The sequence below is a fragment of the Actinomadura geliboluensis genome, assembly GCF_043197915.1.
Taxonomy (GTDB): Bacteria; Actinomycetota; Actinomycetes; order Streptosporangiales; family Streptosporangiaceae; genus Spirillospora; species Spirillospora geliboluensis.
The window spans coordinates 106,230-126,857 of the sequence record NZ_JBICUA010000010.1 but is presented as its reverse complement, the minus strand read 5'-3'; the positions used below and the strand labels follow the sequence as shown (position 1 = coordinate 126,857).

Genomic DNA, 20,628 nt, shown 5'->3' with positions numbered 1-20,628 from the left:
ATGACGATGTGGACCCGGGAGGACGGCGACGGCGTCGCCGTCCTCACCTACCGCAACCCGCCGCGCAACTTCCTCACCTTCGCCGCGCTCGAAGAACTGGACGCGGAACTCGCCCGGCTGGAGACCGACCCGGACATCGGCGTCGTGATGCTCACCGGCGGCGTCCCCGGCTACTTCATCGCCCACGCGGACCTGGACGAACTCGCCGAACTGTCCCGGGGCTCGGTGCCGCGGGCCAGGATCTGGTACACCGCGATGCGGCGCATCGAGCGCCTCCCGCAGCCGGTGATCGCCGCCATCGACGGCCAGGCGTGGGGCGGCGGCCTCGAACTGTCCCTGGCGTGCACGCTGCGCTGGGCCTCGGCCGGCGCCCACTTCAGCCTTCTGGAGACCGCGCTCGGCATCATCCCCGGCGCGGGCGGCACCCAGCGCCTGGCCAGGCTGATCGGCCCCGGCCGGGCCGCCGACGTCGTCCTTTCCGGTGACGTCCTCACCGCCGAGCAGGCCAGGACGGCCGGAATCGTCGAGCGGGTCCTCCCCATCCCCGCCTTCCAGACGGAGGCGCTGCGCCTGGCCCGCCGCATGGCGTCCCGTCCCGCCGCCGCGCTCGCCGCGGCGAAACGCGCCCTGGTCGAGGGCTCCCGGCTGCCGCTCACCGAAGGTCTCCGCCTGGAGGCCGGGCTCTTCGCGGAGCGCCTCGCGAGCCCCGAGTCCGCAGACCTCCAGCGGGACGCGCGGCGCCGCTACACCGAGGCGGCCGACGGCGACCGCGTGACGTTCGGAGAACGCCGATGAAGACCGCCGCCATCACCGGCGCCGGTCGCGGCATCGGCCGCGCCGCCGCCCTGGCGCTCGCCCGCGACGGCTACGCCGTGGCGGTCGGCTACCACCGGAACGCCGCGTCCGCCAACGGGGTCGTCGATGAGATCCACCGCAACGGCGGACACGCCGCCGCCTTCGCGCTGGACGTCGCGGACCAGGACCAATGCGCGGAGTTCGTGCGCGCCGCGAGCGAACGCCTCGGCCCCGTGCGCGCCGTCATCTCCAACGCCACGGGCTTCGGCGCGACCTCGCCGGCCCTGGGAAAGGCCCTCGACACGCCCTGGCACACCTATGAGCAGATGTTCGCCACCCGCGTCGGCTCCCTCCTCGCCCTGGTGGCGGCGGCGCGCCCCCACCTGGCCGACGGGGGACGCGTCGTCACGACCGTGAGCACCGGGACGAGCCGCCACGTCCCCGGCTACGCCGCGATCGCCGCCGCCATGGCCGCGGCCGAGTCCGTCGTCCGCTACCTCGCGGTGGAACTGGGCCGCGACGGCATCACGGTCAACCTCGTGAGCGGGGGCGTCATCGCCACCGACGCCCTGCGCGACATCAGCCCCGACCCGGAACGCCTCCTGTCCGCCGCCGCCCGCGCCACCCCCCTCGGCCGCGCAGGCACCCCGGAAGACCTCGCCGGCGTCATCTCGTTCCTATGCGGCGACAAGGCCGCCTGGATCACGGGCCGCTCACTCATAGCCGACGGAGGCAACTCCCTCCGCTGAAGCCGTGCCCCGCACTACTTTCAAGGGATGCAGACACCTCCGGACCCGGTCCCCGCGCTCCTCGACGGCCCGGGCACCCACGTCACGGACGCTCGTGAACTCCTCCTCGGCTACCTGGAGTGGTACCGCGCGGCCCTGATGCGGAAGATCTCCGGCCTGCCCGACGAACTGCTCCGCACGCCGGTCGAGCCGCTGGGCTGGTCACCGCTAGGACTGGTCCAGCACCTCGGCTGGGTCGAACGCCGATGGATGCGCTGGGGTTTCGCCGCCGAGGACGTCCTCGCCTACCCGCCCGGCGGCGACGAGGCCGAATGGAACGTCCCCGCCGACCGTCCCACAGCGCAGGTCCTGGCCGCGTACCGCGAAGAGGTCGCGCAGACAAGCGCCCTGGCGGCGGACGCCGCCCTGACCGACAAGGCCCGCCTAGGCGGCCGCTTCCAGACCCCCGACAAGGCCCCGTCCCTCGGCCGGATCCTCTTCCACCTGCTCCAGGAGTACGCCCGCCACACCGGCCACCTGGACATAGCCCGAGAGTTGATCGACGGCGAAACAGGCGAGTAACGCCCGCAGGGACGACCTACTGTCCCCAGAAACACGAAGTGGAGGCCCGAGAGATTCCGGAACCCCCACATGCGCGGTCAGTATGTGTCCGAGGACGGATCAAGCCAGTTCTCCCAAATCACGTACCCCCTACGCTCCACCTTGCCGTTCCAAGGTTGATCGGTTCGATGACCTCCAATTTAAGTGGAATTACCCCGTATTTGTTTGGCATGCTGAGCGGACATGGACGCAAGGGTGAATGGTAGGGGGCGGATCTGCTGGTGATTTGAGACTGGGCATTGATTGCGGACGCCAAGTGTCCTATTGCCGGTGGAGGCAACAGTTTTGATTTTTGCACATTGGTGCCCCAGGAAGGGGATCTAGCTGGGGCATCTCCTCGTAAAGGAGGGGATCGTCGTGAGCTATACGATTACGGAGTTGCTCCAGAGCCGGCCCAGGAAGACCCATATCTTCCTTTTTGAAGATCGCGTGTGCATCCTGATAGGCAGCGAGCGCTTCACCTTTGCGCCCCAATCGGTATAGCGCAAGCATTCGCAGTTGATGTAGGCGGACTTCGGTCGGCTCGTGGGTGATAAACTCTCTAAGAGTATCGGCTAGTTGTACGCCATGCTCCCCCAGAACGAGTTCTACTTCTGCATACCTTTCGATCGCGTCCCGATATTGCCGTTGAAGCGAGATGTAGTCGGGATGTTCTTCCATCGTAATCGTCGACGGAAAGTCGCAGAGTAGCGGGTATTCGTTGCCTCCTCGCCACGGCGCCAGAGCTTGCCTATACAAGTCTGCTGCGGCTCTTAAGTTTCCGTCCCTGTGGCTCTTTTGGGCGCTCACTAAAGCTTCGCGGAAAATGTCAATATCGAAGATATCGTTATCGGAATCAAAATCTAGGCGGTAGTAGGTTATCCGGCCTGGCCCTTGCTCGCTGACTAAGAATCCAGAAGGTAGTGATTGCCGTGCTCGTGAGACCAAGCTTGTCCAGGTGGAGGTTTTGTCCTTGTCGACATCCCCCCAAAGCAGTTTCTTTAGATATGCGCTAGTTGCCGGGACCCTGTGGAATGCTAGGACACAGATAAGCCCCCGGACCATAGATTTCGAAGGAGGTAGTTGATCTATGGATGACACTGAATTTCCGTCAGCGTCCTTCAGGTTTAGTTCGCGAAGAATTGAAACTTTCACTGATACGTCCAGAATTAACGTTCGGTATTTATTGAAACAGGTGCCGACGGCAGAAAACCTAAATCGGAAGAATCGCCGCGACGGGTTGGGTAGTTGCGAGGTTCAGGCTGCACGAGTGACTCCGACAGGCCGAGGCTAGTCATTCGCCTCGGGAAGGGGGGCAAAGCTGCGGTCCGCAGAGTAGGGTCCGAACATCGTATCCGCCTCTACGGTATCGATCCAAAGCGATCGGTGGAGAACGCTATGACGCAGGTCCGGGGGCACCGTGCGTTGCTGGATCACGCTCACCGCCAAGGCAGCGAGCGCAGTACACCCACGGTCAGGTGTCGGCAGCGGATGCGTTCGTCGAGCCAGCGAGCGGTCCGTTCCGAGGCCAGAACTTCCAGGACTTCAACGCACTCCCGTTCTGCCCCGGAGCGTGGCCTCAACGTGATCACGTGATTGTCAACTGCGATAGGGTTCGCTCCCCTGACGAGGATCCCCCTGGCACGGGACTCTGAACTGTCTCCTGGCCGCGAAGTCCGTCGCACCGCGACAAACGGAGGTTCCATCAGTCGGCCAGCGAAGGCCCGCCGCTGGATGGGCTCTCCCATGGTTCCCTTAACGGGCATACCTCGCGCGGTGAGGAATGGGACGGTTGGGCCGTCATGCGGATCGCGATTGTCTACCACGGGGCCAACCCGAATGTCGAAAACCTCCTCGAGGCGGACGGCGGCCTCAAGATCCGGCCACCACCTAGCCCGACTGGCGGCAGAAGCGCTAGGACGGCTGCGCCTGCCGCTCAGGAAGAAGACATCCACATCGGTGTGTCGATCGAAACGCCCTACAGGGATGATGTGCTCGATATCGAGTAGGCCTTCAGCCTCAGCGCGCCATGCCTGGTATCGGCTTCCGCTGCGCAACACGTCGGGAAGGATCGCCGTGAGCGGGTAACCCGGTGCTAGAGCCCGGGCCCCAGCCAGGAGGAAGACCCCGGCCTGTGCTGTTGCTCCAGTGGACCAGGTGCAGTCTCGGTCCGCTTCGACCAAGCCGAAGGGGGGGTTGAGCAGGATGTGTCCCCGGAACTTACTCGTGGCTTGCAGCGCTTCCAGACCGTCACCGGACTGGACATGACTGAAACGTTGGGCGCCGGCCTCTGGGGTCGTCCGAATGGTATCGCCGCGCTGACGATGCCGGGCAGCCGCAGCCACGAAGAGTCGGAGCCTGGCCGCCCGGACGAACTCCGGCTGGAGATCCTGCCCGTACAGCAGGCGGCTCCAACTGTCTAGGGTCTCGCTCAATGACGACCTGAGTGGGAGCCTGGCGCAGGCGGCAAGCAGTAGGTCGCCGGCGCCGCAGGCGGCGTCCCAGAACATCATCCGATTGCCGGACTCCCGAGTGTCCAGGAGAGCGGCGAACCGGTCTTTGATCGCTCCGCTGGTGAAGTATGCACCCGTCTCCCGGCGGAACTGTGCAGGAACGAGCTTCCGAACCCTTCCGGCGGCCTGGCCGTTGAGCACCGCGTACACGTCCGGCTCCGAGGCTTGCCACGGCTGTGTACCGATCTGGGACGCGAGATCCGAAAGCTCGTTGACGTAGCTTTCGTATCCCGCTGAGCTCACCGTGACCTCCTAGTATCCCGACAAACCGTCCCAGTCGCTTCGCGCTATTCTGCAGGAGCCTTGACGCGGCGTCGACCATGACCCACCAGGTCTTTTGTTCTTGGTCAGCGGCAGGCGGGTGGTTGGGTTACGATGCCGATACCGGCGGCCCGAGGCCCGTCGGCGGGAGGCAGCCGATGGAGACCCAGCTCCGCTTCGCCCCGGACATCCTGATCCGGCTGGGGGAGGAGCTCGTTCCTCACGCCGACCTCGGCGTGATGGAGCTCGTCCGCAACGCCTACGACGCCGATGCGCTGAACTGCACGCTTCACTTGATCGATGCAGACGCTCCGGCCGGCACCCTTGTGGTCAGCGACGACGGTGACGGTATGACCGCGGAACAGCTGGCTCGTGGGTTTCTACTGATCGGCAAGTCCGCTAAGACCGCCGATCCGACCACCCCTACAGGCCGCCGGAAGGTTGGCGAGAAGGGACTTGGCCGGATCGCGGCTCTGCGACTCGGAACCGAGGTGGAGATCCGAACTAGGTCCAGGACGCAGCCTGGCGTTGAACATACTCTGTCTATCGACTGGAAAGTCGTGGATTCGGCAGAGGCAGTAGAAGATGTCCGATTTTCTATATCCAGTCGCCCGACAGAACTGGATCACGGGACCGACGTGGAGGTCCGCGACCTCCGTCAAGCGCTGACCGATGCCGACGCGGAGCGGCTTGCCCGAGCGCTTCTGCTCCTGTCTGGACCTTTCAAGCAAGACACAAAATTTCAAGTCTCCTGCGATGCTCCAGGTTTTAGTGCCCTGTCGGATTTGCTGGGTGATCCGCCGCTTCAATGGTGCGAGTACCGCCTCGTCGCAGACCTTGACGACCACGGGTATGTGTCGGCGACGCTCTATAATTGGCGCGGCGAACCGGAGTTCAAGGCGGGACACGAAAAGGTAGCCGTGAATAGGCGGGGGCGCAGTCAGGAGGTCCTGCCCCTCGACGCTCCGCGTGCTCAACTTGAACTTTGGATGTTTAACCTCAACCCGAAGGCCAGCAAGGAGCCGCGTTTCGCGGACCAGGATACTGTTCTTCTGCGGCGATGGTTGAGACAGGTGGGCGGCATTCACCTTTATCATCATGGCCTTCGCGTTCAGCCTTACGGCGACCAGGGTAACGATTGGCTTGGAATCAACCTGAGCCGTGTTAGCTCGCCTGAGCTACGCCCGTCCACGAACACCTCTGTGGGACGTATTCGGGTGGAGGACCCCCTGGGGAGGCTCGTTCCAAAGACCGACCGCAGCGGCTTTGTCGATAACCAGGCTTTCGCTGACCTTCAAGCCTTTGCGAAATACGCCTTGGATTGGGCTGCAAATCAACGATTGCAGAAGCGCGAACAGAAGCGGTCTGGAGCGGCGAAGAGGGCTCGAGACAAAAGGCGCGAAGCTGAAGACAAGTTCAATCAGATGGTCAAGGCGATTCAGCCTGATCCCGATACGCCGACCCTCGAGATCGGTGACACGGCGTTGCTCGAACAGCTCTCTGATTCTGCGATTGAGCTCGTGGAGGCGCTTCAGGAGGAGAATCGTGTTCAGCACGAGGATCTGACTTTGTATCGCAATATGGCGACCGTGGGAACGAGCACCGCCGTCTTTGCCCATGAGGCGCTCCGACCCGCCAAGCGAATCATTACCGAGCTGCAAACAATTGCCCGCCGGGCACGTAAATGGACGTCTGACGAGATATACGAAGAGCATCTGAGCGAGTCGGTCGACGCCACTCGAGAGAGCGCGTTGACTCTGGAGACCTTTGCGCAATTGCCGCTTAGCCTGGTACGGAAAAAGAAGCGCGAACCCGGCCCGGTTGAGATCGACCGGACCTGCGAGGGCGTGGTTAGGCTTTTTGCTAGGTATCTCGAGGAGCGGGAGATTAGCGTCGAGTTCGACCTAGACACGGATGGAACTCCCGTGCACACGACTGTCGCTGACATGGAGTCGATTGTCTCGAATCTCCTTGCCAACGCCGCTCACGCGTTCACCCGGCGAGATGCACCAGATCGGGACCGCCTGATCCGGATTCGAACCAGATGCGAAGATCATTTCGAAAAGCCGGGAATTGCTCTGTACGTCGACGATACCGGTCCAGGAATTCGGGGCATCTCGCTCGGCCTGATCTGGCTTCCTGGCAAGTCGACGCGAGATAACGGTACCGGTCTGGGGCTGACTATTGTCCGAGATGTTGTCGCCGACCTCGGTGGCACTCAGGCTGCCGAGGAGAACGGCGCACTTGGAGGGGCCGGATTCCGTATCTGGCTACCCTCTAAGGCCGGGGAGGACTCCCCCGCATGACCGGCGCGCGGACTTTACCACAGGGCAGCCGGATCGCTGTCGTCGATGACGATCGCGACGACGCAGCTACCTGGACCAGGCTCCTCAAAGACTATGGCTTCCGCCCCGAACCGATCAGCGAATTCGAGCCCGCGCAGAGTGCGGATAGCTTCCTCGAACAGCTCCGTGGGCGCTATGACGCGGTGGTCGCCGACCATGTCCTTAGCGGTCGCCGCCGAGTCGGTTTCACGGGGGCCGAACTGGTCTGCAAGGCGAACCAGAGCAGCCCTACTCCGCTTCCTTCGGTGCTGATCAGTAGCCACGTGAACACTGACGAGACCCATGCGATCGCTCTTTGGCGTAGCGGTATCCCTGCCTTGGTGGATAAGAGCGAGCTTTCTGGCCAACTTTTGGACGCCTTGGAGTTGACGGTTAATGAACTCGCGGGTAAGATTGCCAGAGAGCGTAGGCCGATCACCACTCCAATCGAGATCCTCGATATTGGCGAGAGGTCGGAGACTCCGACTGCCAAGGTCATCGTGGTTGGCTGGAAGATCGCGACATCGGTTCTGATGCCGCTCGAACCGATCTGCGACGCCACCGGACTAAAACCAGAGCAGTTGCCTGGGACGTGGCTCGAAGCTGATGTTAATTGCTATGCCAAAGATCCAACCGACCTGTATTTCCGGAACATCATGCTAGCGCCTCCATTGGATGAGGATTGGTTCCCGGAATGATTGACGACGTGCTTGAGATGAAGATTCTCGACGTGGGCCATGGAAATTCCGCCATGGTCCGCGACGGCAACCGGTGCGCTGTTATCGATGCCGAGCCGAGCGTTAAGGTCGCCGATGAACTTGAATATGTGCAGTGCGAGCACATCGAGCACCTGATCCTTTCTCACTCGGATAATGATCACGCGGGCGGTGGGCCGCTGCTGCTCCTGGACCAATCCCGAACCATCGGAACTGTCTGGTTTAACGCAGACAGTCGCAAGAATACTAAGATCTGGAAGCGCTTGCGGTACGCAACGCAGACCAGGTTTCGACGCGGTGGTCTCGGTGGTCATCAGATGATTCATACTGCCACTGGCCGGGAGATAAGCTGCGGACGGGCGCGGATGGAGGTCTGTCACCCTAGTGCGGTAATGGCGCTGACCGGCCCTAAGCGCAGGACCGAGTTCGGTGAACTTACCGCAAACACGGTTTCTGTGGTCATTCGCGTGCACCTCGGGGAACTCCCTGCGGCTCTGCTTGCCGCCGATATCGACGGGATAGCTCTGAAGCACATTCAGGACTACGGCCATGAGTTATCTGCGCCTGTGCTTGTATTCCCTCACCACGGCGGTAAGCCCGGAAAGCATGCGCCGTATGAGTTCGCGAAGTCTCTGACGGAACTGGTCCGCCCAGAGGTCGTAGTCTTCTCGATAAGGGGTGGGTCCAGGCCAGCGAACCCACAACCCGAGATTGTGCGTGGAGTGCGGCACGCGATGCCGACGGCGCATATCGCATGCACGCAGTTGTCCGCGCACTGCCAAGTGCCGTCGTCGCCCGGCTCGCGCGACCGCGACCAGTGCTGCGCTGGGACCCTTACCATTCGCCAGACCTCCGACGGCCTGGCCTACACGCCTTCGCTCTCGGAGCACCGGCAGTTCATTTCGCTGAGGGTACCGGCCCCGCTGTGCCGGAAGGAGACCGTTACTCCGCCAGCACGCCAGCCCGTTGATTAAGGCGACGAGCGGGGACTGCCGAGGCTTTGGCTAGCATCAAGTCCCTGGTGGGGGCTAGTTGTGTGGCGAAGCGTCAGCGAGCGCTGCAGCGTGCGGCCGAAGTAGCCAGAGCGCTCGTGTAGAGAGTCAGTCTCTTGTGGCGTTGGTGGGCCAGATGACGTTGACGGGCTTGTTGAGGTCTTGGGCGGCTTGGACTACGTCGGCGGTGCCGCCGTAGCCGCGTGCGGGTTGGCCGTCCCAGACGGCCCAGAGTTCGTCGGCGAGGGTCAGCATGTGTTGGCTGGCGGACATGTGGGCTTCGCTGGTGGACTCGGTGAAGGGCATGCGGTTCACCTGCGTGGCTTGGGCGAGGAGCTTGCGGTACTCGGCGTGGTGCTCGTCGGGTAGGCCGGCGAGGTATTGCTCTGCTGGGACGATGACCTCGATCCGGCCACCGTGGGCGAGGACGGCTCGGGCGAACAGGGTGTCGGCGCCGTCGGCGAGGCAGGTCAGGCCGGTGATGTCGTCGATGATGGGGGAGAGAGCCTCGTCGAGCGCTTCGGCTACCAGAGCTTCGGTGGCGGGTGGTAGGGAGCGGTGGCCGGAGATGGCGATGCGCAACGGGTTCTCCTAGAGCAGGGTTGTTCTGAGCCGGTCGTCGAAGCGGGCGACGGTGGGCGTGGTCGTGGGGGCGTTGCTGTAGCGGAACTGGCGGGCTTGTCTGATGATGCGTTCCGAGCCGTAGGTGATGCCGGTGTTGAGGGCGTCGAGGGCGAGAGTGAACGCCTCGTCGGTTTCGCCGCGTTGGCAGGCTGCGGTTGCTACTTCCAGGGTGGTCAGTGCGGCCTGCTTGGGTGCTGGTTGGGCGGTCGGGAGCGATTCGCCGAACGCGCGGGCCGCCTCGGAGGGTTGGCCGAGGCGGACGGCGATGGAGGCTCGGATGCGTGCGAGCTTGGTCAGGTCGAAGGGGTAGACCCAGGGCCAGGGCGGTGGGCCGTCGGTGCGGGCGATGGCGTGCTCGGCGGTTCTGATTGCTTGGGTTGCGGCGTGCTCGTCGGGGTGGGGGGTGGAGGCGTGTGCAAGCGCTTCGAGGGAGGCGAGCCAGGCGGTGGGTGTGCTTCCCGCCGTGGGCGGCAGTGTCTTGCGGGCTCTGTCGATCATGGCGAGGCCGAGTAGCGGGTCGCCGGCGGCGTCGATCTCGAAGGCAGCGAGGCTTCCGGTCATGTAGACGGCGAGTACGTCGTTCTTGGCGAGCTTGGCCGCGGTGATTGCTTGGCGGTAGTAGGTGCGGGCGCTGCCGAGGTCGAGCATGTCCATCGACAGCCAGGCCGCGAAACCGGCGGCTTCGCTGACGGCTGCTGCGACGGCGGGGGCGTGCGGGCCTGCGGTGCGGTGCGCTCGGACGGCCAGCTCCAGGTGCGAGCGGACGCCGTCGATGAGGTCGCGGGAGCAGAACGAGGCGTCCAGACGCCGCTGTGCGCCGGTGATGGCCGTCAAGTCGGCGGCGGTGTTCTCGCCGGTGGTGAGTGCGGTGCGGGGTGAGGGCAAGAGAGCCAGTGCGGCGAGCTTGCCGAATTGCCTGCGATTCGTGGGATCTTCCTCGTCTGTCTGGTGATCGCCGAATCGGAGTAGTTCTGCGGGGATGCCGAGTCGGCGGATGATGATGCGGACCTGGGTGAGCGTGAGCGAGGTCTCCCTGCGTAACACCTTCGATGCCCAGCTCTGTGTGTAGCCGACCGCCTCTGCGAGGTCGGCCTGGCTCCAGCCCCTGACCTTTCGGATCTCGTCCATCAGGGCCGGCACATCGCAGGTGGCGAGGGCCTGACTCACGGCCGGAGTCGACCAGAAACCGAGGGGCTCGTCCATGAAATCTAGGCTACGCATCGCCTCTGAGCGGTGGAGAGTCCTGTTCGGAATGGCCGGGTCCTTGTTTCTAGTCGGGGGAGTGGTAGCGCCTTCCCCGAATATCAACTGGACGTGACGATCAGGTAGCCGACCGAACGCGGAGCGTCGCCGGCCTTGAATCGCTGACCGCCACCCTGAGGAGCTGTTCTCCCATGAAAGACGATGAACAGAGCGTAAGGGTGACGGGGGAGCATTACGGGCTTTTGGCGCCCGGTTATGGCGGCGGTTCACCTGTTCGTTTGGCTGAGTCAGTGCAGCGTGCTGTCGAAGGGCTGCGCGAACGATTCCCATGGGTGCAGTGCTGGTGGGGGCCGTATACGCGGCGCTGGTGGGCGTACGTGCCGGGCGTCGGGAGGCTGATTGAGGCGGGCGGTCCCGAGCAACTGGCTGAGGAGATCCTTCGGGCGTTGGACCGGTCATGGTGGTGAAGCCTGGCGAGTGCGTGCCGTTCGAGGTCTGCGGCGCGCTGGTTGAGGAAGCGATTCGCGAAGCGCCGTCCGGGCGGTCTAGGGGCACGGCGGTCGACGGGAGACGTCGGCTGTGGCCCACGGCAAGGTCGAGGAGCTTCGCTCTGACCTGGCTCGGCTGGAGGACCTTGCAGAGTCTTCCCGACTGCACTTCCTGCGCTGATCCGCGGGAGGGCGGGTGAGATCTGGACGGACTGGTTGGGTGGGTCCGGCGGGCCTCGGAGACGGCCGGGCTCCGAGATGCTCGGCACCTTTGGGCGAACCGGAGCCCCAGAGTGAGATGGTCCTTGATTCTCGACACCCGTCGTTCACGCATGCGTCCTGTTGTGTTTGGACGTGCAGGTTCGACTCGTCGGCGGGCACCGCCGTCTCGATCTCCAGGAACGGTCCAACACCGTCGACCTGGTCCAGCTATAACGACCACCGTTCCGTCAGGCTGGGCGGACGCTACTTGACTATCCAGACTGTTGGATAGAACGACACCAGTAGGAGCGGGGCGTGATCCGCTCGGTCTTGGCATGCCGACCACTCCGTGAAGAGTTTTTAGCCCGGGCGGACGGAGAACCCGGGAATTTTGTGACACCGAGCCGGGCGCAGTTCTTTAGGGAGGAATCGGGACTTGACCTCGGCTGCCGAGTCGAGCGTCAATCGTCATTCGGTCGTCCGTGATGGGTAGCCGGTCACCGGCGACGGACGGCAAACAGGGGAGGAAAACAAGATGGGGAACACAAAACTGGTTGGCGCGACGGCTGAGGAATGGCTGTGGTCGTCGGGAAGGATGCGGTGGCGCCGGGTGTATGCGGGCCGTGCCGACCAGGTGCGGGCGGCGAGGGCGTTCGCCGAGGCTCTGTTCGTTGGCATGCCCTGCGTGGACGTTGTCGCGCTGGCCGTTGGCGAGCTGGCCGCGAACGCGGTCCGGCACACGCGCTCGGGTGAGGGAGGCGACGGCTGGTTCGGGCTCGAGATCGTCTGCGAGAACCCGGTTTACGTCGCCGTCACCGACATGGGAGGACACGGCATCCCGACCGTGCTGCCGGAGGGGTACGGCGGTTCCTACAGCGAGGGCGGCCGGGGGCTCCGGATGCTGTACGAACTCGCGCTCATGTTCGGCATGCACGGTAGCAGCACCCTCGGACACACGGTCTGGGCCGACATCGACCTCAACCGCAAGCTGGAGGCCGAATCGCAGGTGCCAGCACAGCTGGTGTCATAGGGAGGGTCCAGCCTGGACCAATCAGGCTGGGCCCTCGTGACCAGGATAGCCAGCTCGCATGAGGCGGCTCCGTCTTTGCCCGGCTTCGGGTAGAGAGGGGGCCGCCGCCCTGTTTGGATGGCAAGCGCGTCAAGAATCAGAAGCTTGTTGAACCCTTCTTCTGCACCTTCAATTGCCCCTTCTCCTGGCCCTTCACATTATGAAGAGAACCCCCGAGCTTTTGCGTGTGCGCAGCTGGGGGCGCTTTTGTGCAGCCCGTGGCGCTCCCGACTCGTCCCTAAAGACGACCAGTAGTAGTTGTGCGCGTGAGGTGGCGTGCAGTTGCAGTACAAGGACTCCCCAGCGCGTGCCCTTCGCGTACCCGGGACCCGCCGGTGCCGGCCAGCCGAGAAGGCTGCCTCTTGCGCCGGGCGCGTGTTCTGGCGGGCTGGCCACCGCTGGCAGGTTGCCGGTCGAGTCTGAATTTGGAGCGGACTGGTCCAGGCATGCACGCCGAGGGCCTTGGACGCCGAAAACGACTTCCTCAAGTGACGGACGGAATCGCCATCGGCGCGCAAGTCAAGCTGCAAATTGAGTGCGGTCGGTAAATGTTTCGCTGACTGTGAATGTTAGGGAAGCCTCTCCAGCCGTTTTGGTGACGTAATTTGTTGGCCGGTCGACTTGAGGTCGGTGGCGTATCGAGCAACGGTTGTATCGGAACAGGAAAACGTGCCAACGAAATCCGGCAGCGGAAATGCTGCCGGGTGCCACCGAAAAGGAGTCACGAAATGGCCGAGAACACCGCCACCGCCAACACCGCTGCAACCCACGCCCAGGTAGCCGCTACGGTCCCCGCCACCGTCCAGGCCGTCCCGACTACGCCCGCCGTTCCGGTGGGTGTCAGCGGGGACGGTGCGGCCGTGTTCGGTGCGGTGGCTGCCGCCCCCGATGCGACCATCCCCGCCCTCGCCACCGCGACCGGACTCACGCGGGCGGTGGTGAAGAACGCCCTCACGGACTTGGTAGCGGCGGGGCACCTCACGCGGACGCCCGGCGCGAAGGGCGCCAACACCGACACGTGGGCGCCGGTTCCCGTCGCATCGCCGGACGGCATCAAGGACGAACCCCCGGCGGGCGTGTCGGCCGACACGATCGCGGCGGCGGTGAAGATCATGCAGGACGAGGCCGACCGGCGGGCGGCTGCTGAGGCCGACCTGAAGAAGGCGATCGCCGACGAGGAGGCCCGGCGCGCCCAGGCGGTTGCCGAATTGGCGCGGCGCCAGACGGCCGAGGCGACCCGGCGGGCACTGTCGGACCTGATCACGGCAGCCACCACCGCGTACGCGGCTGTGGCCGCTGAGGACGACGCCGCCATGACCAACGGGCTGGACCGGGTGTACGCGGCCACCGCTGAGGTGCGCCGCGCCACCAAGGCCACTGTCCGCAGTACGGGGACGGCCGCCGGTAGCGGTAACGGCAACCGGAACGGTGGACACCGGGCCACGCCGCGCCCCCTGCGCCCCGAGGTGATCGCGCACATGGCCGTCTACCCGGACACCGACTTCACGCCGGGTGAGATCGCGCGAGTGCTGGAGCGGTCATCCGGTGCGGTCGCCAACGCCCTGGCCACCATGGCCGAGCGGGGCGAGGCGGTCATGACGTTTGAGAAGCCTGTCCGCTACCGGGCCGCCGCCCCGGCGGTCCAGGATCGGGGTCAGGCCAGTGACGTGACCGCCTGACACGCCCGTCGGGTCGGTGAGCCCGACGATGGGTAGGCGACGGTGGCGTTCCCCTGATTGCGGGGCGAACGCCACCGTCGTCTTGTGCCCACAGGCGCGCCCCGTGACGAACCCCGCAACGGTGGCCACCAACCCGGCGTGCGTCGACGGAAGGTCAGGGCCGTCCCGGACGGCCGTGGGACGGGTCCCTGGACCGGGCGGCCGTCGTGCGGCCGGTAGGGGCCATCGTGCGGACGGCCGCCCGTCCCCACGGTGGCCACCGCGAACGGGCTGGGCAGGTGGCGGTCACACGGTGAACTCCCACGCGTCCGCCAACGTGGCGAGCCGTTGACGTGGACCGGTGATTCCGGCGGGAAGCCATACGATTCCGGCGGGGCCTTCGCGCGATGTGGCGGGCGTTTGAACGGCAGTGGCGACCGGGACGCCCGGAACGCTGAGGAGTCGGCGGAGGTTCGCCTCGCGAGCGGCACTCGGTAGCCAGAACAGAACGGGCCTGCTTGATCCCGTCTCACGGGCGAGTGTGGTGTAACCGTTGAGCTTGGCGGCGACGCGAGCGAGACGTTCGGTGCCAGTGTCGTGTTCAAGGAAGAACGCGACCTCAGCCGGTGACCCCTGCCTACCGGATTCCGACCATCGGCCGAAGGCATCGGGGCGAGCATGATCGCCCCAATGAGTGATACATCGTCGCTCCGACCACCACTGGTTCAGGCCGGTACCGTCGTCGCGGTTGCGGGCGTACGCGCGCAGGCGGACGAAGAAGTCATTGACGCCGACCTGATGACCGAGCCGTGGTGAGACGGCGATGCCCATCGCGGTCTCATGGCGGTAGCCAAGTTCCCGGAGACTGATCCCCTGCTCCACGGCCAGGACGTGGGCGCCTGCGGGACCGAGCACCCAGTGCTTGGCGGCCGTCCCGTTCGGGACCCACGGCCGGAACGACGACAGCGCGTGAAGCTCGTGGAGCTGGCGGAGCCGCTGGTGGGTGCGTTCGGAGGTGCGGAAGAACAGGGCGGTGATCTGCTCACTGGTCAGGACGCGGTGTTCCCAGAGCAGCGAGAGGAGAGCACGGTCCCGGTTGGTGAGCCGATGCGCCAACTCAGCGATCAGCGCGACGGTCACGCGGGGAGGGCGGGCTTCCCGTTCGCGTAGCCGGTGGATGGGCCTTCTCGGCTTGGTCATTCGTCGACCTCCCAGGCACGGTCCGTCCCAAAGACGTCCAGGTCGTCATCGTCGGCCGACTCTGAGCGGACGAGGGGCGGCTCGGCGAGTGCCCTTGGCCGGACGGTGGGTGCTGGCCTGTGATCGGCGGGCGTGAACGCCTCCCGAGATGCTTGCCTGATCGCCTCGGCACGCCCCGGAATGGGCGCGGGCAGCGGGCGGGTGCGCACGGTGAACGCAGGGACGGGCGAGCTGTTGTGGATGATGCGTGCGGTGGCCTGGAACGCACCCAGGTGGGACAGGCCGTGTTCGGTGACGTACGGCGCGGTGTGCTGTGTCAGCGCGTGGGCGTCCTCTGGTGAGACGGCGAAGTACATCTTGTTGCGCGCGTCGGCGGACACCGCGTCACGTAGGTCTCGAGGAAGCTGGGACAGGTGCTGATGAGCGATCATCAGCGAGAAGCGGTAGGCGCGGGCCTCGGCAAGGATGTCGGAGACAGAGCCAGGCAGGTTGAGGAAGTTGTGCGCCTCGTCGATGTAGGCGCTGGCGTCACGACGAGCGTGTTCGGGCAGGTGGGCACGGGGCGTGATGGCCTGCCACGTGTGCGCCAGCAGGAGCGAGCCCAGCAAGCGCGATGCGTCCTCGCCGAGCATCCCCTTGGCGGCGCGGGCGAGGATGAGACCACCGTCGTTGAGGATCTCGCCCAGGTCGACGGTGGAGACCGCCCCTGACAGCGCGTCGCGGACGAACGGGCGCATGAGCACGGCTCGCAGCTTGTTCATGATCGGTCCGGTCAGAGCGGCGCGTCCGCCGGATGAGAGCTCGTTGTAGTCGTTCCAGAACCCCTGTAGCAGTGCGTCGTGACCGAGCCTGGCGACGGTGCGGGCACGGTAGGCCGGATCGGAGAGCAGAGTCGGGACGTCGGAAAGGCTGGCGTTCGGCCCGTACACCTTGACCAGGGTCATGCAGGCCGACCGGAGCAGGTCGTCCATACGTGGCCCCCAGTTGGCGGCGAAACAGCGCCGGAAGGTCGTCACGATGGCCTCGACCGCGAACTCCGGGTCGGACCCGGCGAGCACATTGATGCACGGAGGCCGCCCCTCCTGCGCGGGATCGAACACCGCTGTCTTGCCGATGACCCGCTCGGGCAGCCGCTCCAGCAGATCGCTGATCAGGTCGCCTTTAGGATCGATGACCAGCGCGCCGCGCCCGGCATGGGCGTCGGCGAGGATCTGCCCCGCGAGGAAGGACGACTTGCCGGTGCCGGTCTGGCCGAGAACGTGCATGTGCTGCCGCGCGCCGGCGATGGTGAGCGCAAGGGGACGAGGCGTCCCGGCGTCGGAGTCCCCGAGAATCCTCACGGCCTGGGTGTGCTCATCACCGGAGAGCACGGCTGGCGAGGGCAGGGACGGTCGTGCTCCGGCGCGGGTGACTCCCGGTGCGTCCAGGTCCTGCGGGAGATGGGCGAGTGCGGCCAACTCGTCCACGGCCAGCAGGTAGCCGCGCCCGAAGTGCCGAGTGGCCATGTGCTGGGCCGGTGCGAGCAGGCGCCGGGTGCGCAGGTGCTGGTTCCCGGAGGAGTACAGGGCGAAGGTCGCGTAGATCTCGCGGGCGCGACTGCGGAGCTTGCCGCGCACATTGCGCTGGGCGTTCAGTTCGGCGATGCGTGCATCGGCGCCGGGAGCCCTGTGGAGCCGCACTCGATGAGTCGTCGCGGCGGCATACCTGATCTGAACCTCGAACCGCGGTTTTTCCGCCTTGGCGAGGAGGTCCTTCACCTGTCGGGCGCGCTCGGGGTACAACTGTGCGATCTCGCTGGGCGAGGGGCGGCCGTGACTATGCGGAGCACCGGGCGTGATGAAGTCGAAGAAGGCGCCCTGCAAGGTCTTGGACCGGCCGCCTCGTAGGTGAGCGGCGGTGCGGTTGGCTCGGCGGATACGACGGCCGGTGCACGGACGAGCGAGGATCTGCACGGCCGCATAGTCGCCTTTCCGTAGTCCCGCCATTGCGCCGAGCAACGGACGCAGCGGGTCGGCATCGTGGTCGTGATCGAGCGGCATGTGCTCGATGTTGCTCAGCACGAGACGTCCTCCGGCGGCCTCTGCATGGAGCGGAATCGGTGGTGCGGCGGGACGCGTGGTGATGGTGCTGCCTGGCCAGGCCGCCTGAACGGACTTTTCGATGACGCCGGACGCGATGGTTCCGGGAACCCACACCTGGAAGCGGGTGCCGTTCTCGTCGGCGACGTACTCGAACGCCAGATGCGGTTGCCCGTAGACCTGCCGTTTCCAGAAGGGACTGAGCTGGCCGGCCTGGTGCTTCCACCAGGCCTCGGCGCTGTCGCGCTCCACGGTCGGCGGTACGGCGATCTCGATCAGCCGCGTATTGCGTGAATGATGCAGATTGCGCCACCTCCTCACCGCCGTACGCGTACTGGCGACGGCCGCGTAGACGGTGATGACGAGGCCGAGGACCTCCAACCCGTGGCGGGCGATGAGGCCGAGCAGCAGCGTGGGCAGTTCCGGCAGCAGATGGACGTGTTCTTCGAGCCAGTCGACGATCGGGTCGGTCGGCAGGCTCGGTTCGGGCACCTCGGACATGTTCAGATTGATCTCCTCCAGGAGTGCGGACGGCGATGCCAGGCGGCCGTGGACTCTCAGCCATAAAGCACCGGCGGAGAGCGCGAGATTCACCCAGGGCTCGAAAAATTCGCCGAGAACTGATCGAACCCCTGTGCCTCTCTCACTAAGTAACTGGACTGCTCCAGGGGCATTTTTGGACGCCTCCCGCTCGTCTTTGCAACGATTTTTACTAGGAGCCGTTTTCTGTCGGTTCCGAGGGTTCAATGCCGATGAAGGTGGGGGCTGAGAGATCTGTGATGGTTTCGCTTCAAGTTCGGGAGCTTTGGTCGCCTCTTGACGTGCCCAGACGTCCAAAACCAGGGTCTCTCCGGTCCTTTATCAGGTGAGAGGGGGGAACGGGCGCCTGCCGATCCAGGCGAACCCGGCGCATGACCACGGACCAGCCCGATTCCACGAACAGTCGCTCGCGAAGGTCTTCGCGCCCACGTGGCCGATCGCCGGCCACGCGAAGGAGATCGCCTCGCCACTCGTCCCGGCGCGTCTATCGCCGTCCACCAGGTGCGGACTTGAACTCGGCCGACGAGTCGAGCGTTGATGACCACCGGTCCGCCACCGGGGCGGACCGCCCGTCATCCCGCACCCAGCCGGACAACGAGGGAACGGCAAGCGCGGAACCCGGCCGGTTGCGGCTGATCGCACCGGCCGAGCCGCCACGCCTCACGCCCTACGCGGCCCGCGCGCTCTTGAGTCTCATGCTCGAAGTCCGTGCGGGCCGCGCCGCCGATCACAGCGACGAGGAGACCGACCGGTGATCCCGCAGCGTTCCGGGGCACAGAAGCCCCCGCGATTCGCCTTCTACGGGCGAGTGTCCACGGAAGACAAGCAGGACCCGACCGCATCCAAGGCATGGCAACTCCGCCGAGCGGAGACGCTGATCGAGAGCAACGGCGGCTGCATCGTCGTCGAGTACTTCGACGTCGACCGCTCCCGCTCGATCCCGTGGGTACGGCGCCCGGAGGCCAGTCGGCTACTGGATGCGCTCAAGGACCCGATCCGGGGCTTCGACGCGGTCGTCATCGGGGAGCCGCACCGTGCCTTCTACGGAGGGCAGTACGGTCTGACGTTCCCCTTGTTCGACCACTACGGCGTACCGCTGTGGGTTCCGGAGATCGGCGGGGCGATCGATCCCGTCAACGAAGCCCACGACATGATCATGTCGATGTTCGGTGGCCTGTCCAAGGGTGAGCGCAACCGCGTCCGGACCCGAGTCCGCAGCAGTATGGCCGCCATCGCCGCCACCGAAGGCCGCTACCTCGGCGGTCGTCCTCCGTACGGCTACAGATTGGTGGACGGCGGGCCGCACCCGCACCCGGGAAAGGCGGCCGACGGCAAGCGCCTGTTCAAGCTGGACATCGACCCTGACTCGGCACCGGTCGTCCGACGCATCTACTGCGAGTACCTCGGCCTCGACGGCTCGCCAGAGAAGGGACTGTTCGCCATCGCCGAAGGACTGACACGAGACGGCATCCCCTGTCCATCGGCCCACGACCGGGCGCGGAACCGGCACCGGGAGGGACTGGCCTGGGCCAAGAGCGCCGTGAAGACCATCCTGACCAACCCGCGCTACACCGGCCACCAGGTCTGGAACCGCCAACGCAAGGACGAGGTCCTCATCGACGTCAACGACGTCTCCCTCGGTCACATCACCAAACTGCGCTGGAACGACCGCGACCAGTGGGTCTACTCCCAGAAGGTCGTCCACCCGGTCATCATCGACAAGAACATCTTCGACCGCATCGAGGGCAAGCTCGCCGCCCGCCGCTGCCAGACCGGTGGGACCAAGTCCCGTACGCAGACCAAGCGCGCCTACTCGCTACGCGGCGTCATGTACTGCGGCCTGTGCGACCGCAAGATGCAGGCCCACACTTACAAGGACTACGTCTACTTCCGGTGCCGCTACCCCGAGGAGTACGCGCTGGCCAACAAGGTCAAGCACCCGCGCAACATCTTCGTCCGCGAACACCAGGTCACGGCGCTGGTCGACCCCTGGCTCGCCAAGGTCCTGGCGCCGCACCGCATCAAGCAGACGATCGCCGACATCCACAGCGCGCAGGAGCCGCCGACCAACACCGCCGCGATACGCGCCAAGGCCCAAATCGCCGACTGCGAGACCAAACTCGCACGCCACCGCGCCGCTCTTGAGGCCGGGGCCAACCCGGCGACGATCGCCCAGTGGATGGCCGAGACCGAAGCCCACCTCACCGCGGCCCGGGCAGAACTTCGCACGGCCGACGTGCAACGCCCTCGGATCTTGACCGTCCGGCAGATCGACGAACTCATCGCCGGACTGGGTGATCTCGTGCGGGTGCTCAGGGACGCGAGTCCGGAGGCCCGTCAGGCCGTCTACCAGGCGCTCGGCGTCCGGCTCGTCTACCATCCGGACAAACAAGAAATCCGGGTCGAGGCTGACCTCGACCCGGATCGCGTCGTGACGTCCACGACCCCGAATTTGGGGAAACGGTACGTGTCCGAGGGGGGACTTGAACCCCCATGCCCCGTAAAGGGCACTAGCACCTCAAGCTAGCGCGTCTGCCTATTCCGCCACCCGGACCTGGTGTGCAGGCCGCAGCGGGGCTGCGGCGGGCTTCACTGTACCAAAGGAGACGAGTCGCGGCGAAGTCGATCGGCGGGCACC

General features: G+C 65.4%; 16 protein-coding genes, 1 tRNA gene and 1 pseudogene. 10 read left to right on the top strand and 8 right to left on the bottom strand.

All coding sequences use genetic code 11. The features are described from left to right. Genes ACGFI1_RS29925 through ACGFI1_RS29915 form a run of 3 tightly spaced genes read left to right on the top strand, consistent with a single transcriptional unit; the run spans position 1 to position 2,105 of the window. A complete protein-coding gene (locus tag ACGFI1_RS29925) occupies positions 1-795 on the top strand; it encodes an enoyl-CoA hydratase/isomerase family protein (protein WP_392790049.1) in 795 nt (264 codons plus the stop codon). After that, positions 792-1,544 (top strand): SDR family oxidoreductase, encoded by a 753-nt coding sequence (locus ACGFI1_RS29920; RefSeq protein ID WP_392790046.1) that lies wholly within the window; start codon positions 792-794, stop codon positions 1,542-1,544. The genes ACGFI1_RS29925 and ACGFI1_RS29920 overlap by 4 nt, the downstream gene beginning before the upstream one ends. A gap of 27 nt (positions 1,545-1,571) precedes the next feature. Next, on the top strand, positions 1,572-2,105 hold the full coding sequence (locus tag ACGFI1_RS29915) for a DinB family protein (RefSeq protein WP_392790044.1): 534 nt from the start codon (positions 1,572-1,574) through the stop codon (positions 2,103-2,105). A gap of 300 nt (positions 2,106-2,405) precedes the next feature. Here ACGFI1_RS29915 and ACGFI1_RS29910 read toward each other — a convergent pair whose 3' ends face one another. Both ACGFI1_RS29910 and ACGFI1_RS29905 read right to left on the bottom strand, forming a co-directional pair. Further along, on the bottom strand, positions 2,406-3,188 hold the full coding sequence (locus ACGFI1_RS29910) for an AfsR/SARP family transcriptional regulator (protein ID WP_392790600.1): 783 nt from the start codon (positions 3,186-3,188) through the stop codon (positions 2,406-2,408). 374 nt (positions 3,189-3,562) lie between these two features. Beyond that, the gene (locus ACGFI1_RS29905) at positions 3,563-4,879 is read right to left on the bottom strand and encodes a hypothetical protein (RefSeq protein WP_392790042.1); all 1,317 of its coding nucleotides are present in this window, start codon (positions 4,877-4,879) and stop codon (positions 3,563-3,565) included. A 176-nt stretch (positions 4,880-5,055) separates the two neighbouring features. Between ACGFI1_RS29905 and ACGFI1_RS29900 the strand changes: the two genes are divergently transcribed. Genes ACGFI1_RS29900 through ACGFI1_RS29890 form a run of 3 tightly spaced genes read left to right on the top strand, consistent with a single transcriptional unit; the run spans position 5,056 to position 8,911 of the window. Continuing rightward, on the top strand, positions 5,056-7,203 hold the full coding sequence (locus ACGFI1_RS29900; RefSeq protein WP_392790039.1) for a sensor histidine kinase: 2,148 nt from the start codon (positions 5,056-5,058) through the stop codon (positions 7,201-7,203). Then, entirely contained in the window at positions 7,200-7,919 is a 720-nt protein-coding gene (locus ACGFI1_RS29895; RefSeq protein WP_392790036.1) for a hypothetical protein, read from the top strand. The genes ACGFI1_RS29900 and ACGFI1_RS29895 overlap by 4 nt, the downstream gene beginning before the upstream one ends. Continuing rightward, the gene (locus tag ACGFI1_RS29890; protein ID WP_392790033.1) at positions 7,916-8,911 is read left to right on the top strand and encodes a ComEC/Rec2 family competence protein; all 996 of its coding nucleotides are present in this window, start codon (positions 7,916-7,918) and stop codon (positions 8,909-8,911) included. The genes ACGFI1_RS29895 and ACGFI1_RS29890 overlap by 4 nt, the downstream gene beginning before the upstream one ends. Before the next feature lie 126 nt (positions 8,912-9,037). Here the strand turns inward: ACGFI1_RS29890 and ACGFI1_RS29885 are convergent, their stop codons facing one another. Together ACGFI1_RS29885 and ACGFI1_RS29880 are read right to left on the bottom strand one after the other, a co-directional pair. Beyond that, a complete protein-coding gene (locus ACGFI1_RS29885) occupies positions 9,038-9,511 on the bottom strand; it encodes a hypothetical protein (RefSeq protein ID WP_392790031.1) in 474 nt (157 codons plus the stop codon). Between the two features lie 9 nt (positions 9,512-9,520). Next, the gene (locus ACGFI1_RS29880; protein ID WP_392790028.1) at positions 9,521-10,756 is read right to left on the bottom strand and encodes a helix-turn-helix domain-containing protein; all 1,236 of its coding nucleotides are present in this window, start codon (positions 10,754-10,756) and stop codon (positions 9,521-9,523) included. A 1,224-nt stretch (positions 10,757-11,980) separates the two neighbouring features. On the opposite strand from ACGFI1_RS29880, the gene ACGFI1_RS29875 reads away from it, so the two are divergent. Both ACGFI1_RS29875 and ACGFI1_RS29870 read left to right on the top strand, forming a co-directional pair. Then, entirely contained in the window at positions 11,981-12,475 is a 495-nt protein-coding gene (locus tag ACGFI1_RS29875) for an ATP-binding protein (RefSeq protein WP_392790025.1), read from the top strand. Between the two features lie 767 nt (positions 12,476-13,242). Further along, a complete protein-coding gene (locus tag ACGFI1_RS29870) occupies positions 13,243-14,193 on the top strand; it encodes a hypothetical protein (protein ID WP_392790023.1) in 951 nt (316 codons plus the stop codon). Positions 14,194-14,478: 285 nt separating this feature from the next. Here ACGFI1_RS29870 and ACGFI1_RS29865 read toward each other — a convergent pair whose 3' ends face one another. Beyond that, a complete protein-coding gene (locus tag ACGFI1_RS29865; protein WP_392790021.1) occupies positions 14,479-15,312 on the bottom strand; it encodes a replication-relaxation family protein in 834 nt (277 codons plus the stop codon). Between the two features lie 56 nt (positions 15,313-15,368). Then, complete coding sequence (locus tag ACGFI1_RS29860; RefSeq protein ID WP_392790018.1) at positions 15,369-18,044, bottom strand: type IV secretory system conjugative DNA transfer family protein; 2,676 nt, start codon at positions 18,042-18,044, stop codon at positions 15,369-15,371. 455 nt (positions 18,045-18,499) lie between these two features. Between ACGFI1_RS29860 and ACGFI1_RS29855 the strand changes: the two genes are divergently transcribed. Both ACGFI1_RS29855 and ACGFI1_RS29850 read left to right on the top strand, forming a co-directional pair. After that, complete coding sequence (locus tag ACGFI1_RS29855; RefSeq protein WP_392790015.1) at positions 18,500-18,745, top strand: hypothetical protein; 246 nt, start codon at positions 18,500-18,502, stop codon at positions 18,743-18,745. Beyond that, positions 18,742-19,911, top strand: a pseudogene (locus tag ACGFI1_RS29850) (recombinase family protein); the annotation flags it as partial. The gene ACGFI1_RS29855 and the pseudogene ACGFI1_RS29850, both read left to right, overlap by 4 nt. Here the strand turns inward: ACGFI1_RS29850 and ACGFI1_RS29845 are convergent. Beyond that, positions 19,807-20,370, bottom strand: a complete 564-nt coding sequence (locus tag ACGFI1_RS29845) for a hypothetical protein (protein ID WP_392790012.1) — start codon at positions 20,368-20,370, stop codon at positions 19,807-19,809. The pseudogene ACGFI1_RS29850 and the gene ACGFI1_RS29845 sit on opposite strands and share 105 nt — an antisense overlap. A gap of 88 nt (positions 20,371-20,458) precedes the next feature. Beyond that, positions 20,459-20,544, bottom strand: a tRNA-Leu gene (locus ACGFI1_RS29840). Positions 20,545-20,628 lie beyond the last annotated feature (84 nt).